This is a genomic window from Ereboglobus luteus, assembly GCF_003096195.1.
Classification (GTDB): Bacteria; Verrucomicrobiota; Verrucomicrobiia; order Opitutales; family Opitutaceae; genus Ereboglobus; species Ereboglobus luteus.
Window position 1 is genome coordinate 1,467,244 of sequence record NZ_CP023004.1, and the last position, 15,430, is coordinate 1,482,673.

General features: G+C 61.2%; 10 protein-coding genes. 8 read left to right on the plus strand and 2 right to left on the minus strand.

Annotation, left to right across the window (positions count from 1 at the left end):
- Positions 1-122: 122 nt before the first annotated feature.
- From CKA38_RS05315 to CKA38_RS05350, 8 genes are all read left to right on the plus strand, one after another.
- Entirely contained in the window at positions 123-1,526 is a 1,404-nt protein-coding gene (locus CKA38_RS05315) for a glycoside hydrolase family 28 protein (RefSeq protein WP_108824562.1), read from the plus strand.
- Positions 1,527-1,556: 30 nt separating this feature from the next.
- Entirely contained in the window at positions 1,557-4,208 is a 2,652-nt protein-coding gene (locus CKA38_RS05320; RefSeq protein ID WP_108824563.1) for a glycoside hydrolase family 3 N-terminal domain-containing protein, read from the plus strand.
- Between the two features lie 4 nt (positions 4,209-4,212).
- Positions 4,213-5,481 carry a pectate lyase gene (pelA, locus tag CKA38_RS05325; RefSeq protein ID WP_161554747.1) on the plus strand — a complete coding sequence of 423 codons (1,269 nt, stop codon included), beginning with the start codon at positions 4,213-4,215 and terminating at the stop codon, positions 5,479-5,481.
- Positions 5,482-5,528: 47 nt separating this feature from the next.
- Complete coding sequence (locus tag CKA38_RS05330; RefSeq protein ID WP_108824565.1) at positions 5,529-7,211, plus strand: sodium:solute symporter; 1,683 nt, start codon at positions 5,529-5,531, stop codon at positions 7,209-7,211.
- 35 nt (positions 7,212-7,246) lie between these two features.
- Positions 7,247-8,329 carry a family 43 glycosylhydrolase gene (locus CKA38_RS05335; protein WP_108824566.1) on the plus strand — a complete coding sequence of 361 codons (1,083 nt, stop codon included), beginning with the start codon at positions 7,247-7,249 and terminating at the stop codon, positions 8,327-8,329.
- A complete protein-coding gene (locus CKA38_RS05340; protein ID WP_108824567.1) occupies positions 8,326-9,687 on the plus strand; it encodes an MFS transporter in 1,362 nt (453 codons plus the stop codon). Before CKA38_RS05335 ends, CKA38_RS05340 begins: the two co-directional genes overlap by 4 nt.
- A gap of 47 nt (positions 9,688-9,734) precedes the next feature.
- Positions 9,735-11,312, plus strand: a complete 1,578-nt coding sequence (locus tag CKA38_RS05345; RefSeq protein WP_108824568.1) for a glycoside hydrolase family 43 protein — start codon at positions 9,735-9,737, stop codon at positions 11,310-11,312.
- A 114-nt stretch (positions 11,313-11,426) separates the two neighbouring features.
- Entirely contained in the window at positions 11,427-12,470 is a 1,044-nt protein-coding gene (locus CKA38_RS05350; protein ID WP_108826431.1) for a LacI family DNA-binding transcriptional regulator, read from the plus strand.
- A gap of 42 nt (positions 12,471-12,512) precedes the next feature.
- Here the strand turns inward: CKA38_RS05350 and CKA38_RS05355 are convergent, their stop codons facing one another.
- Both CKA38_RS05355 and xylA read right to left on the minus strand, forming a co-directional pair.
- On the minus strand, positions 12,513-13,940 hold the full coding sequence (locus CKA38_RS05355; protein ID WP_161554748.1) for a glycoside hydrolase family 28 protein: 1,428 nt from the start codon (positions 13,938-13,940) through the stop codon (positions 12,513-12,515).
- Positions 13,941-14,088: 148 nt separating this feature from the next.
- Positions 14,089-15,420, minus strand: coding sequence for a xylose isomerase (gene xylA, locus CKA38_RS05360; RefSeq protein ID WP_108824570.1), 1,332 nt, complete (start codon positions 15,418-15,420; stop codon positions 14,089-14,091).
- Between the last annotated feature and the right edge of the window lie 10 nt (positions 15,421-15,430).

Here is a 15,430-nt window from a genome sequence, read left to right on the forward strand (position 1 = left end):
AAATCTTCGATTTCGGAATGCGGATTTCGAATGCGGAATCTCATGCGTCCCACGCGCCCTCTTCCCAAACTACAGCCCACTATAATCACAACCGTCCTTGCCGGTGACCGTCACCTTGGATCATGAAAAATCTTCTTCCCAACTTCAATCCGCTCCGTGGATTTGTCACATGCGTGTTGTGCGTTTCGGCGTTCGCGGCGACCGCGTCATCAGCCACATATAATGTCCGCAATTACGGCGCTGTCGGCGATGGCAAGACGCTCGACACCGTTGCGTTTGCGAGGGCCGTTGACGCGGCTTTCGTGGCTGGCGGCGGCACGGTTGTTGTTCCGCCGGGGCGTTATCACACCGGCAGCATTCGCTTGAAAAGTCACATCACGCTCAACATCGAAGCCGGTGCGGTGATTCTCGGCAGCGGAAATCCGGACGATTATCCGCTCACGGAAAACGTGTGGAGCGCGGACCCGAAACACGCGACCCTGGCCTCCTTGATTTATGCCGAGGACTCGGAAAATATCACCATCACCGGTCGCGGCACAATCGACGGACAGGGGCAACCGTGGTGGGAGCGCGTCAGGCTTGCAAACCCGGCCAAATACAAACTCCCGCCGCTCACCGATCGGCAGCGCGCCGAGGTTGCCAAGATTTCGCACGGACGCCCGCGCCTGATTCGCATGGTGCGCTGCCGCGACATTCTCATTGAAAACGTGAACCTGCAAAACTCCGCCGCGTGGACGCTCAACCCGCAGTTGTGCGACTACGTGCGCGTCGAGGGCATCTCCATCACCAACCCGCCGAAAATGCCCAACAAGGCGCACAACTCCGACGGCATCAACCCCGAATCCTGCTCCAACGTTCGCATCGCCAACTGCCGCATCGACACCGGTGACGATTGCATAACGCTCAAGTCCGGCACGGATGAGGCGGGCCGCCGCGTCGGCAAGCCCACCGAGAACGTCACCATCACAAACTGCGTCATGTATCACGGCCATGGTGGCGTGGTGGTCGGTAGCGAAATGTCCGGCGGTGTGCGCAATGTCACTGTCACCAACTGCGTTTTTCAGAACACCAACATCGGCATCCGCCTCAAATCTCAGCGCGGGCGCGGCGGTGTGGTGGAGGGGCTCGCCGTCAGCAATATCGTCATGCACGACGTGCCCTCGCCGTTCACGATAACAACCTTCTACACAGGCAAGGACACGGCCGACGAGGAGCGCGCTGTTGACGAGGGCACGCCGCGTTATCGCAATTTCATATTCAGCAATATCAGCGCGCGCGGTGCAAAAACCGCGGGCACGATTACCGGGCTGCGCGAGATGCCGATTGAGGATATCGTCTTCAGCAATGTGCGCATTCAGGCCGTAAAGGGTTTCTCCTGCACGAACACGCGCGACATCACTTTCCGTGACACAGTCATCGACACGGAGTCCGGCCCCGCGCTCACGCTGCGCAACTCGTCCGAAATCGACACCGCCGGCCTGCGCACCCGAAAGCCGAGCGACGGCACGCCGCTTGTGGCCCAATAAACAGTCTTTGCCTTCAATCATCCAAAAAGCATGTCCCACAAATTCACCAAAATCGCCGTTCTGCTGGTTTGTATTTCGGCTCTTCAGTCCTTCAGCATTTCAGCCTTTTCCTCCACGCCCGCGTTTCGAAATCCCGACCTGCCGCTCGAACAACGCCTCGATGACCTTGTCTCGCAACTCACGATTGATGAAAAAATCGGACAGCTCATGATGGCCACGCCCGCCATTCCACGCCTGGGCATTCCGGCTTACGATTGGTGGAACGAGGCGCTGCACGGCGTCGCGCGCAATGGAGTCGCGACCGTTTATCCGCAGGCCATCGGGCTCGCTGCCACATGGAATCCCGAGCTGCACCAGCGCGTCGCCGATAGCATCGCCACCGAGGCGCGCGCGAAAAATAACGAGCTCCTTCGCACGTCCAAAACAGGCAACACGAAACGCTACCAAGGGCTCACCATTTGGTCGCCCAACATAAATATCTTCCGCGATCCACGATGGGGCAGGGGACAGGAAACCTACGGCGAGGATCCGCTTCTCACTTCCGAGCTAGGCGTTGCGTTTGTGCGCGGACTTCAGGGTGACGATCCGCGTTATCTCAAGACCGTCGCCACGATAAAACACTACGCCGTGCACAGCGGCCCCGAACCGCTTCGCCATCGTTTCAACGCGATCTCATCCGAGCGCGATTTGTGGGAAACATATCTGCCCGCGTTCGAGGCCGGAATCGTCGAGGGCCGCGCGGGATCCCTCATGAGCGCCTACAACGCCATCAACGGCATTCCCGCGCCGGCGCACCGCGAACTCCTCACCGACATTCTGCGCGACAAATGGGGTTTCGAAGGCGCGGTCGTCAGTGACGTTGGCGGCATTGCCGACATCTGGCGTCCGAAGGCGCACCTCTATTCCAAGGATGCCGCCGAGGCCAGCGCCGCCGCTATCAAGGCCGGCAACGAACTCGCCAGTGATAAAACCTATGAGGCGCTTCCCGACGCGCTCAAACGCGGGCTCATCACCGAGACCGAAATCGACACCGCGCTGCGCCGCCTGCTCAAACTCCTGTTCAGGCTCGGCCATTTCGATCCGCCCGACCGCGTGCCCTATCGAGGCATTCCAATTTCTGAAAACGACTCGCCCGCGCACGACGCGCTCGCGCTCGAGGCAGCGCGCCAAAGTCTCGTGCTTCTTAAAAATGACGGCGCGCTTCCGCTCGATGCCAAAAAACTCGCGGGCAAAACCGTCGCGATCCTCGGCCCCGCCGGGTTCGAGGAATCCACGATTATCGGCAACTACGCCGGCACCCCGTCGCGCAAGGTCACGCTGGCCGATGGCATTCGCGCCAAGCTTGAATCAAAAGGCGTGCGCGTGCTCGCCGAGCCCGCCGTGCCGCTTGTGAAAGGTTTTCGTGTCACTGGTGACGCAATTCCTGACGGCGTGCTTTTCACCGACGCCACGCGCGCCACGCCGGGACTCAAGGCGGAGGTATTTTCCAACGAAAAACAGGACTCAAAAAAACCAAACCTCGTCGGAAACCTCGTCGCCACGCAAATGCAGACACAAATCGACCTGCAATGGGATGAAACGCAACCCGCGGGCGAGATTCCCATCACGCACGCCTCCATCCGCTGGACGGGTGTCATGGTGCCGAAAATCACCGGCGAATACACGCTTGGAGTCGTTTCCGAGGGCGCGATGCGTCTCTACATCAACGACAAGCGTGTCATCGATTTCTGGCGGCGCGACGCCGAGCGTCCGCTCAGCACCACCATTACGCTCAACGCCGGACAGACCTATGACATCCGCATCGAATACGTGCAGCTAACCCGCAAAGGCCGCGTTCAGCTCGGCTGGATTGCGCCTGGCAACAACGACGCGCACGACCGCGCCATGGCCGCCGCGCGCGCCGCCGACCACATCATCCTCACGCTCGGCATCACGCCCGATCTTGAGGGCGAGTCGATGACAGTCACGGCCGAGGGATTCACCGGCGGGGACCGGCTCACTCTCCAGCTTCCCGAAACGCAGCGCGTGCTGCTCGACCAAATCGCCGCGTTGAAAAAGCCCGTTATACTTGTTCTTACCGGTGGCGCGGCGATCGCGTTCGATGATGCAAAAGCAAACGCCGCCCTCTTCGCGTGGTATTACGGACAGCGCGGTGCCGACGCCGTCGCCGAGGCCCTTCTGGGCGAGACGAATCCCGCGGGCCGCCTGCCGGTCACGTTCTACAAAAACGACGGCGACCTGCCGCCCTTCGAGGATTATTCGATGGCGAACCGCACCTACCGCTACTTTACCGGCAAGCCCCTTTACGCGTTCGGACACGGCCTGAGTTACACGACATTTGAATATCAAAACCTCGCGCTCCAAACAAACGCCACCGGCGGTGTCACCGCGAAAGTCACAATCAAAAACACCGGCGCGCGCGACGGTGACGAAGTCGTGCAAATCTACGCCACCGCGAAAAACGCTCCCGTGCCCATGCCGCTCCGCCAGCTCGCCGGATTCAAGCGCGTCACGCTCAAGGCCGACGAAACCGCGACGGTTGAAATCGAAATTCCCTTCGCGCGCCTGCGCCGTTGGGACGAGGCGAACAAACGCTACACGGTAGATGCCTGCGACTGGCTTTTCGCCGCCGGTCCCGCATCCGATAACCCCGCGCTCACCGCGAATTACAAAACGCGTTAAAACCATGGCCAGCCCCCTCCCGCTCCTTTTTGCATCCGCGTTCGTTTTGGCGAACGTGACGCTTGCCGGTGCGCTCACGCCCATGCGCGTTGCCGCGCTTTCGGACGAGGAGCGTCTCGCTTGGGAGGATTATGTCTCGCGCTCGCGCGCTGCCGCGCGCGCCGATCAAGCCGCGGTTGAAGCCGAGCTCGCCGCGCAAACACCACGCGCCGCCACCACGCGCGCGCCCGACGGTCCTGACTTCAAAATGCCCTCGCCCTTCGGTGACGCGTGGCACGGCACCGCCACCGCGCAAAAGCTCGCCGACATCGTCCTCTCGTATCAAACGCCCTCGGGCGGCTGGTCGAAGCACACCGATTATTCGCAAGGCACGCGCAAACCCGGCATGCTTTGGTCGTCGCAATACGCGCCGGGGAAGTCACCGCATTATCTCGCCACATTCGACAACGGCTCCACCACCGGGCAGATGCGATTTCTCGCCGCGGCTGCGCATGCGACTAGGCGAGACGATTGCAAGGGCGCCTTCATCAGGGGCCTCCGCTTCATCCTCGACTCGCAGTATCCCGCCGGCGGCTGGCCGCAAGTTTACCCGATTGAGGGCGGCTATCACGACAACATCACCTACAACGACGACGTCATGACGAGCATCCTCGAATTGCTCCGCGATATTGCGAACGGCGACGAGCGCTACGCCTTTGTTGACGCCGCGCTGCGCGAAAAGTCCGCCGTCGCGCTCGCCGCCGGCCTGCGTTGCGTGGTGGCGACGCAGTATGTGAATTCCTCCGGACGCAAGACCGTTTGGTGCGCGCAGCACGACCCGCTCACTCTCCTGCCCGCCGCCGCCCGCAAAATGGAGCCAGCCATGCTCAGCGGACACGAAAGCGCGAACCTGTTGAAATTTCTGATGACGCTTAAAAATCCGCCTCCGGAAATTGTCGCCTCAATCGAAGCCGGGCTCGCGTGGCTGGACGAGGTTAGAGTCACCGGCATCACCCGCGTGCGCCGCGATGGCAAAACTCTCTACGTGCCCGATCCCGAATCGACGGAGGTGTATTGGGCGCGCTTTTATGATCCGCTGGACAACCGCCCAGTGTTTCCCGGGCGCGACGGTGTCATCTACGGCAGCTTTACCGAGATGGCCGCCGCCGGCCACGGTCACGGCTACTCCTACTACAGCACACTGCCGGGAAGTGTTTTTAACACTGCGCAAAAGAAATGGCGTAAGCAACTCGCCGCCGGAGCTGGGCGGGGCAAGTCGAAATCCCACCGCTAGTCTTTTCCCTTCACCACGCACTTTTAGCCAACCCTCATCCCGCACTCATGACACCGCTCGACTGGATTATTATCGCCGTCTATTTTTGCATCATCGCAGGCATCGTCTGGTGGTCCTCGCGGAAACAGAAGACCGCGGCCGACTATTTCCTTGCCGGACGCCACATCGGCTGGTTCGTCGTGGGCTGTTCGCTTTTCGCGTCGAACATCGGCTCCGAGCATATCGTCGGGCTTGCGGGCTCGGGCGCGAGCAACGGTATGGCTCAGGCGCACTGGGAGTTGCATGCGTGGATTATGATCGTGTTCGCGTGGGTGTTCGTGCCGTTCTACTACCGCGCGGGTGTGTTCACCATGCCGGAGTTTTTGGAAAAGCGCTTCAACGCCAAGACCCGCTGGGTGCTCTCCATCGTCAGTCTCGTGGCATATGTTTTCACCAAGGTCGCGGTGACGGTTTACGCCGGCGCACTCGTTTTTCAGACGTTGCTGCCCGACACGTTCGGCTCGCCCGAAAACGCTTTCTGGGTTGGCGCGTTTGTGACGGTTGTTCTCACTGGCGTTTATACCGTGCTCGGCGGTTTGCGCGCGGTCGTTTACACGGAGGTTGCGCAAACCTTCATCCTGCTTGCCGGCTCATTTATCATTTCGTGGGTGGGGCTGCGCGCACTCGGCGGCTGGGACGAGCTCATTGCCACCATCAAACCGCAGGCTGACAAATTCGCGCTCTGGCGCCCGAATTCCGACCCGAATTTTCCGTGGCTGGGCGTCATGATCGCCTCGCCTGTCATCGGAATCTGGTATTGGTGCACCGACCAATACATCGTGCAGCGCGCGCTCGCTGCGAAAAGTCTGCGCGACGCGCGACGCGGCGCGATCTGGGGCGGTTTTCTCAAGCTCTGGCCCGTGTTCATTTTCCTCATTCCGGGCATGATCGGCTACGCGCTGCACCAAAAGGGCATGCTTCAAATTCCACTCAAGCCCGACGGCTCGGGCGAGATTCTTGGCGATGCCGTGTTCGCGACAATGGTGCAGGCACTGCTTCCCGTCGGGGTGCGCGGCATGGTTGTGGCGGGACTTATTTCGGCGCTCATGTCGTCGCTGGCGTCGCTATTTAACTCGTGTGCCACGCTCTTCACGGTGGATATCTATAATAAACTTTTCCCGAACGCGAGCGATGGCAAGCAAGTGCGCGTGGGGCGTTTCGCGACGGTTGTCGTCGTTATGTGCGGCATCATTTGGATTCCGATCATGAAGAAGATTTCCGAGGGTAACACGGGTCTTTACGACTACCTGCAAAACGTGCAAAGTTTCCTCGCGCCGCCGATCACCGCAGTGTTTTTGCTGGGACTGTTCTCCAAGCGTATCAATGCGCGCGGTGCGTTTGCCGGGCTGGTCGTCGGCTTCGTTCTCGGCATGCTCAAACTCACCGTGCAGACGCTCGCGCAGAGCGGCGTGCTCGGCGACAGTGGCGTGCTTTTCACGATCGGCTCCTTCAACGGTTACTATTTCTCGGGCCTGCTTTTCCTGTTCAGCGTGGTGTTTGTCGTCCTCGTGTCGCTCCTCACGCCGCCGCAGCCCGAGGCGCAGATAGCCGGGCTCACTTATGATTCGCGCACGCCCGAGCAGCGCGCCGAAAACCGTGCCAGTTGGAACTGGGTCGATGTCGCCGGATCTGTCGTCGTCATCGGGCTGGTGCTTGGCGTCTACCTATACTTCACATGGTGGCTGAGATAAGCCCGTAATCCGAAAACCCGGCAATCTTTCAAACAATGAAACGCGTATTTATCATGGTGTTCCTCAAGCTGGTGTTGGTCTGCGCCGTTTGCGCCGCGCCCGTTGCGCCGGACATCGACGCGCTGCCACTCGGCCCCAAGAGCGGCGACCGGCGCGGCGTATTTGATTTTCCGCACACCGGCGAGCCGCCCATGCCCGTCGTCAAACCGCTCTTCGACACGCGCATTCGCGACACCAGCGTCTGCGCCGGGCCGGACGGCGCGTATTACCTGACCGGCACCACGGGCGAAAACATTTGGGAGTCCAACGAGGGCATCCACCTTTGGAAATCGACCGACTTGAAAAATTGGGAGCTCATCGGGCTTGTCTGGAGCATCGAGCGCGACGGCACGTGGCAGAAGCAATGGACGGAGAAAAATGGCAGGCGCCGCCGCGCCGTGTGGGCGCCCGAGGTGCACTACATCAAGGGCAATTTTTATCTCGCCTATTGTGTCACCGGTCTCGGCACCGGCGTCCTCAAAAGCACGACAGGCAAGCCCGAGGGCCCCTATCGCAGCATCAACACACCTGACGCTCCGCTCACGCGCGGCATCGACGCATCGCTCTTCGAGGACGACGATGGCAGCGTGTATTTTATTTACGGCAGCGGTTATCTTGCGCGTTTGAACGACGATCTCACGGGGCTCGCCGAAAAGCCCGTCCGCCTGCGTTGCGACCCCGCCGACAATGACATCGAGCGCCACCACCCGAACCGCCCGTGCCTTGAAAGCGAACGCGACCACATCGGCTACGAGGGCGCGGCGATTTTCAAGCGCGACGGCCGCTACTACCTTTCCGGCGCGGAGCGTTACTACGAGCGCTACCATTGCATGGTCGCCGAATCGAAAAACATTCGCGGACCCTACGGCGCGCGTTATGTCGGCGCGCCCTATGCGGGGCACAACAATTTCTTCCGCGACCACGACGGCAACTGGTGGGCGACGATTTTCGGCAACGACAAACAGGCGCCCTTCCGCGAGCGGCCCGGCATCCTGCGCGTTGAGTTTGACGCCGCCGGGCGCGTCCGCCCCCTGGTCGGCGACGCCGCCCCCTACAAACCACCTTCCAAACGAAAATGACCACTCCGACAAACTCCTCCCAACAACCCGCGCGCGCCGGCGGAAACTTCCGCTGGGTCATCTGCACGCTGCTGTTTTTTTCCGTCGCGCTCAATTACATCGACCGAAACATAATCGGCATCCTCAAGCCGCACCTGAGCGAAAAGCTCGGCTGGGATGAAAACGACTACGGCACGATCGCCGCAGGGTTTAGCTTCGCCTACGCGTTCGGCTACCTGATCGGCGGGCGGCTCATCCAGCGCTTTGGCGTGCGTTACGGCCTGCCCGGCTTTGTGTTTTTCTGGAGCCTCGCCGCGATGGCGCACGGCCTTTGCGGATTCATTCCCGCGGAGAGCGTTTTTCGCCTCGGCACCTTCGCGCTTCCCGCGACGGCGCTCGGCTTTCTGTGCGCGCGCATCGCGCTCGGCCTCACCGAGGGCGGCAACTTTCCCGGAGCGATCAAGGCGGTCGCCGAGTGGTTTCCGCAAAAGGAGCGCGCGCTCGCCACGGGGCTTTTTAACGCGGGCACAAATGTCGGCGCGGTGATCTGCCCGGTCGGCGTGCCGTGGCTGCTAAAGCACGTCGGCTGGGAATCGACCTTCTTCATCACGGGCGGGCTCGGCTTTGTGTGGCTCTTCGCGTGGTGGTTTCTCTACGAGTCGCCCGAGCGCAGCAAGCGCGTCTCGAAGAGCGAACTCGCCTACATCCAGGGCGGAAAAACAATCACCGCCGAGGCGGCCGCCGCCGAAAAAAAGGAAACGATGCCCTGGGGCCGGCTGCTCAGCTACCGCGCCGTGTGGGCCTACATCATCGCCGGAATTCTCGCCGGTCCGGTGTGGGGGTTTTATCAATTCTTCCTCCCCGATTTTCTCTACAAGCGCTACAATCTCGACCTCCAGCAAACCGGCATCTGGACGGGTGTGTTTTACGCGCTCGCGGCCGTCGGCGGCGTGTTCTTCGGATGGCTCGCGGGCAAGCTCTTCGACCGGGGCTGGACGATCAACGCCACGCGCAAGGTCGCGCTTCTTATCTGCGCGGTGTCGGTCGTTCCCGTTTTCTTCGCGCCCTACGTGCCCTCGATCTGGCTGACGGTGTTCATCGTCGGCGTCGCGGGTTCCGCGCACCAGGGCTGGTCGGCGAATTTGTTTAGTTTTGTTTCCGACACCATGCCGAAAAAGGCGATCAGCTCGGTGGTAGGCCTCGGCGGTTTTGTGACGTATTTCACGGGCGGCGTCGTGTCGAAGGCGACCGGCTGGATCCTCCAGGAAACGGGCAGCTACGTGTATGTCTTCGCGTGGGCCTCGCTCATGTATGTGCTCTCGCTCGTCGCCATCCAGCTCCTCGTCCCCCGCATCCCGCAAACACCGGAGGAGGCCTGACCCAAGCCAAGTGTCCCTTTCATTCAATCCAAAATCGAAAATCCATCATGTCTCCCTGGCTTCCCGACCTCAACAACGGCGAATACAAAAACCCGGTCATCTACGCCGACTATTCCGACCCCGACGCCATACGCGTTGGCGACGACTACTGGATGATCGCGTCGAGTTTCTGCCACGTGCCCGGCCTGCCGATTTTGCATTCGCGCGATCTCGTCAACTGGACAATCGTCAACCACGCGCTCCCCGCGCTCGTGCCGCACGATTATTTTTCCGCCGTCCGCCACGGACAGGGCGCGTGGGCCTCCGCGATTCGTCACCACGCGGGCAAGTTTTGGATTTATTATCCCGATCCCGATTTCGGCATCTACGTGATCACCGCGACCGATCCGCGCGGCAAATGGAGCGAGCCCGTTTGCGTGAAATCCGGCAAGGGCTTCATTGACCCGTGCCCGCTTTGGGATGACGACGGCTCGGTGTGGCTTGTGCACGGCTGGGCCAAAAGCCGCTCGGGCATCTGCAACATTCTCACGCTGCACCGCCTCTCCCCGGATGGCGAGCGCGTCGAGGGCCAGGGCGAGGTTGTCATCGACGGAAACGCCATTTCCGGCTGGCACACGATCGAGGGTCCGAAGTTCTACAAACGCAACGGCTGGTATTACATCTTCGCGCCCGCGGGCGGCGTGGCGACGGGTTACCAGGCCGTGTTTCGCTCGCGCAAAATCACCGGCCCCTATGAAAACCGCATCGTGCTCGAGCAAGGCTCCACGCCCGTCAACGGCCCGCACCAGGGCGCGTGGGTCGGGACTCCGTCGGGCGAGCACTGGTTCCTGCACTTCCAGGAACTCCCCGCGACGGGCCGCGTCGTGCACCTGCAACCCATGCGCTGGGAAAACGACTGGCCGGTGATGGGCACCTCCGTAGCCGGCAACAACGGCATGGTCGGGCACCCCGTGCCCATATACCGCAAACCCGACTCGCCGAGACAGCCGGTCGCCGCCCCCGCGACATCGGATGATTTTTCCTCGCCCGAGCCCGGCCGCCAGTGGCAATGGCAGGCCAATCCCCGCCCGGAATGGGCGTGCGTCGACACCGCTGCAAAAGCGCTTCGCCTCGCCTGCATGCCAATGCACGAAACCGGATCGCATTGGATGACGCCGCACCTGCTCATGCAGAAATTTCCCTGCACCGATTTTCGCGTCGATGTGACGCTGGACGCGCTCCCCGCGCAAGCGCGCGAGGGCGACCACGGCGGCCTGATGGTGTTTGGTTACAACTATGCCTGGATCGGCCTCGCAAACAACGGCGGCCACGGCGCGCGCCTCGTCCACGCGACCTGCCACAACGCGCAGGATGGAAACAAGGAGCAAATCATCGCGTCGATCGACGCGCCCGCGGTGGACAAACTTCATCTGCGAGTGGAGGTGACCAACGGCCGCGAGTGCCGCTTCAGCTACAGCGAGGACGGCCGCGCCTATGTGCAAATGGGCGAAGTCTTCCATGCCACATCGAGCAAATGGGTCGGCGCCAAGGTCGGACTTTTTGCCGCCTGCAAACCCGAAACCCAAAGCGACGCCCAAATGACATTCCGCCAATTTGTCGTCTCGCCGCTCGTCCCCGCCGCCTGATTTTCACACGTGAAGCCGCCCGCCGGCAAAAAAGCAAAAACGCGGGCGCATGCGGGCTCGCCTTTGTCGCGTCCATCGTTTGGGATGTCGCCGAGACAAACCAAACCCAATCCAATGTCCCCGAAAGTTACTCTACAAGACGTGGCGGACAAGGCGGGCGTGCACCGCGCGACCGCCGCGCGCGCGATACGCAACGAGACCAAGATCTCCAAGGAGGTGCGGGAACGCGTGCAAAAACTGGCGAACGAAATGGGCTACCGCGTAAACCCGCTGGTCGCCGCCCTCATGCAATCGCGGCGCAACACGCGCGTGTCCAGGCACACCGTGATCGCCTACGTGACCAATTACCCGACCCGGTATGGCTGGCGCCCGCCCCACATCGACCGGCCGGATTATTTTCCCGGCGCCCAGGCCCGCGCGCAGGAGCTCGGCTACAAGCTCGAGCACTTCTGGCTCGGCGAACCCGGCATGACACCCGAGCGTTTTTCAAACGTGCTCACCACGCGCGGCATCCACGGGCTGCTCATGGGCCGCCTCCCGCCCAAGATCGAGGAGGCGCGCTTGCTGTGGGAGCGTTTTTCGAGCGTCGCTCTTGGCCGCACTTTGCGCACGCCGCGCCTGCACTACGTCACCGAGGACCACTACGCCGGCGCCGCGCTTGCGGTTCGCCAAATGATCGAAAAGGGATTCCGGCGCATCGGCTTTGTCTCGACGGGACGCGACGACAGCCCGGGCGTCCTCAATCGCTGGCTGGGCGGTTTTCTGCGCGAACAGTTGAAGCTCGACGCCAAAAACCGGATCACGCCGTTCTTTTTCATCCCCGAGCCGGACACCGAAAAAAATCCGCGGCAATTCGGACGCTGGTATGACAAATGGAAACCCGACGCACTGCTTGTCACCGAGGCGCCGCCGTTTTTTGAGTGGCTCAAAACCCTGAAAATCCGCCCGAGAGAAATCCCCATGGCAACGTTGGTCAACGAGCGCCTCGATGAAAAATGGACGGGGATCTATTGCGATCACACGCTCCTGGGCTCGCTTGCCGTGGAAACGCTCGTCGGCCTCATGGTGCGCGGCGAAACAGGCATACCGGAGCATCCGCACGAGGTGCTGCTGAGCGGCAAATGGATGGAAGGCGTCACGCTCGGACGAAAAAAATAAGGACGGCGCGCGCCGGATCATTTGTCGCGTCCGGCGGCCGCCTCATCGAACCGGCTCCCCGTCCACCGTCGCATTCTTGACGTTGGTGAGATCGTATTTTTCGCCCTTTTGCACGGCCAGCCGCACGTTTTTGAAAACAAGATTTTCGGCGTGCTTGACGATCACGCCCGCGGTGGAGCGCACGTCCATGTTTTCAAATGTGATGTCGCGAATCGCGCCCGGATGCGACTCCAGCCCGGTGATGCGAATCGCCACGGGCGCGCCGTCGGCGGTGATGTTCCTGAGGTGGATGTTTCTGAAAACCGGCGGATTGACCTTAATGTCCATGTTCCTGTCGGCGCTGTAATCCATGTTCAAAATCGCGACCTCGCGCTTCATGTTTTTCACGCGGAGATTTTCGGCCCAGACGTTTTCCACGACGCCTCCGCGGTCGATGCGCGACTTGATGCGCACGGCGCGGTCGGTGCCATCGAACTGGCAGTCGTGCATATAGACATTGCGGACGCCGCCCGACATTTCGCTGCCGATCACCAAACCGCCGTGCCCGCGCTTGCTGGAGCAGTGGCGCATGACGACGTTTTCAGTGGGACGGTTCACGCGCCAGCCGTCCTCGTTGTATCCGGATTTTAAAACGACGCAGTCGTCGCCCGTGTCGAAAACGCAATGCTCGATGAGCATGTTGCGGCACGAGTCGGGGTCGATGCCGTCGTTGTTCGGCCCGTCGGTGAGCACGTTCACGCGGCGGATGATGATGTTTTCGCAGTAGACGGGATGGATGGTCCAATTCGGGCCGCTGCCGATGGTGAAGCCCTCCATGAGGATGTTTTTGCAATTGTAGAAAGTGACAAAACTCGGACGAATCGCCGCCTCAATCGTGCCATAGACGCGCTTTTCGGGCGGAACGCCTCGCGCCTGAAGCTGGAAGATTTCGCGCGTTTCCTTTCTCTTCCAATCCCACCAGGCGCGAGCATTGCCGTTGAGCTTGCCCGGACCGGTGATCGCGATGTTCTCGCAATCCTTCGCGTAAACGAGCGGCGAATAATTATGAAGCTCAATGCCGCCGACGCGCACGGGCACGACCGGCAGGTAGTCCTCCTTGCGGTCGCTGAAAACGAGCTCCGCGCCCTCGGCGAGATGCAGCTCGATATTGCTGCGCAAATGGATCGGGCCGACCTGCCACTTCCCGACGGGCACGAGCACGCGCCCCCCGCCCTCCCCGGCGCACGCGCGGATGGCGGCGGCAAACGCGGCGGTGTTTTTTGTGATGTCGCCGGTGTTGTCGGACGCGACGGCGCCGTGCCTGCGGACATCAACCGTGCGCTTTGGAAAAACCGGGCGCACCAGTTGCGGCATGTCGAACGGAGCCTTTATTGGCTCGATGGGCTCAATGGCGCCGGCGCCCAAGGGCGGGCAAGGCAGGGCAAGGAAGCTGCCCAGAAAAATTGCGGTAACAAACGGGGAGCGGATCATGCCGGCAACGATTGGTTCGCCCCGGCCCAATTGGCAAACGCGGAGAAATGCGCATCGTCGCACTAGTTTGGTGAAATGAAAAACCACCGACGATGCTGGCGAGATTGCGTATCTTGCGTTTGCGACGTTTGCCGGCATGGCCACCCAATCACGCACCGTTGGTCACGTATTGCATGATCAGGTTTTCCAAATATTCCTGCCTGCCGGAGCGCGGCTTCGGCTCGCCGAGCTTGGTGAGCACGAGTTTTTCCAATTCAACGAAACCGATTTTGCGTTTCTCGATGTCCTTGCCGTAACCGCTGTCGTAACTCGCGTAGCGGTCGGCGACAAACTGGCAGAGTTTTCCGTCGGCGAGGATTTTTCGGGCGATCTTAAAGGCGAGCGCGTAGGCGTCCATGCCGCCGATGTGCGCGTAAAAAAGATCCTTGATGTCGATGGAGGGGCGGCGGAGTTTCGCGTCGAAGTTGAGGCCGCCCTTGCCGAGGCCGCCGGCGCGCAGGATCGAGATCATGGCGAGCGTGAGGCCGTGGACATCGGTCGAGAACTGGTCGGTGTCCCAGCCGAGGAGCGTGTCGCCGGTGTTCGCGTCGATCGAGCCGAGCATGCCGGCGGAGGCGGCGACTTCGATTTCGTGCTCGAAGGTGTGGCCGGCGAGCGTGGCGTGGTTGGTCTCGATGTTGAACTTGAAATATTTGTCGAGTTTGTAGGTGCGCAGGAAAGCGATGCCGCTGGCGACGTCGAAATCGTATTGATGCTTGGTCGGCTCCTTGGGCTTGGGCTCGATGAGGAACTGGCCCGTGAAGCCGATCTGTTTCGCGTAATCGACCGCCATGTGCATGAACGCGGCGAGGTGGTCCTGCTCGCGCTTGAGGTTGGTGTTGAGGAGCGTTTCGTAGCCCTCGCGCCCGCCCCAGAAGACGTAGTTTTCGCCGCCGAGCGCGAGCGTGGTGTCCATGGCTTTTTTCACCTGCGCGGCGGCGTAGGCGAAGACGTGCGCGTCGGGATTCGTGGCGCCGCCGCACATGTAGCGCGGGTTGCCGAAGAGGTTGGCCGTGCCCCAGAGCAGGCGGATGCCGGTGGCTTTCTGGAGCTGCGCGGCGTGCGCGACGAGTGCGTCGAGGTTCTTGTTGGTCTGCGCGAGCGTGGAGCCCTCGGGCGCGATGTCGCGGTCGTGATAACACCAGAACGGCGCGCGGATTTTTTGGAAAAACTCAAACGCGGCGTCCATGCGCATTTTGGCGACGGACACGGGGTCCTTGCCTTTTTCCCAGGGGCGGTTGATTGAGCCGGCGCCGAACATATCCACGCCCGCGCCGCGAAACGCGTGCCAGTAGGCAATGGAAAAACGCAAGTGCTCCGACATGCTGCGCCCGTCAATGATCTCTTCGGGATTGTAGTGTTTGAATGCGAGCGGATTTTCTCCGCGGGGGCCTTCGTAGGCGATGGTGCCGATTTTTGGGAAGTATGATTTTGTTTTCATGGTGCGATTG

What these genes read in the sequence shown, in the direction of transcription:
- CKA38_RS05345 (WP_108824568.1), top strand. Translation starts at nt 9,735, where the DNA reads ATGTCTCCCTGGCTTCCCGACCTCAACAACGGCGAATACAAAAACCCG.
- CKA38_RS05330 (WP_108824565.1), top strand. Translation starts at nt 5,529, where the DNA reads ATGACACCGCTCGACTGGATTATTATCGCCGTCTATTTTTGCATCATC.
- CKA38_RS05320 (WP_108824563.1), top strand. Translation starts at nt 1,557, where the DNA reads ATGTCCCACAAATTCACCAAAATCGCCGTTCTGCTGGTTTGTATTTCG.
- CKA38_RS05335 (WP_108824566.1), top strand. Translation starts at nt 7,247, where the DNA reads ATGAAACGCGTATTTATCATGGTGTTCCTCAAGCTGGTGTTGGTCTGC.
- pelA (WP_161554747.1), top strand. Translation starts at nt 4,213, where the DNA reads ATGGCCAGCCCCCTCCCGCTCCTTTTTGCATCCGCGTTCGTTTTGGCG.
- xylA (WP_108824570.1), bottom strand. Translation starts at nt 15,420, where the DNA reads ATGAAAACAAAATCATACTTCCCAAAAATCGGCACCATCGCCTACGAA.
- CKA38_RS05350 (WP_108826431.1), top strand. Translation starts at nt 11,427, where the DNA reads ATGTCCCCGAAAGTTACTCTACAAGACGTGGCGGACAAGGCGGGCGTG.
- CKA38_RS05340 (WP_108824567.1), top strand. Translation starts at nt 8,326, where the DNA reads ATGACCACTCCGACAAACTCCTCCCAACAACCCGCGCGCGCCGGCGGA.
- CKA38_RS05315 (WP_108824562.1), top strand. Translation starts at nt 123, where the DNA reads ATGAAAAATCTTCTTCCCAACTTCAATCCGCTCCGTGGATTTGTCACA.
- CKA38_RS05355 (WP_161554748.1), bottom strand. Translation starts at nt 13,940, where the DNA reads ATGATCCGCTCCCCGTTTGTTACCGCAATTTTTCTGGGCAGCTTCCTT.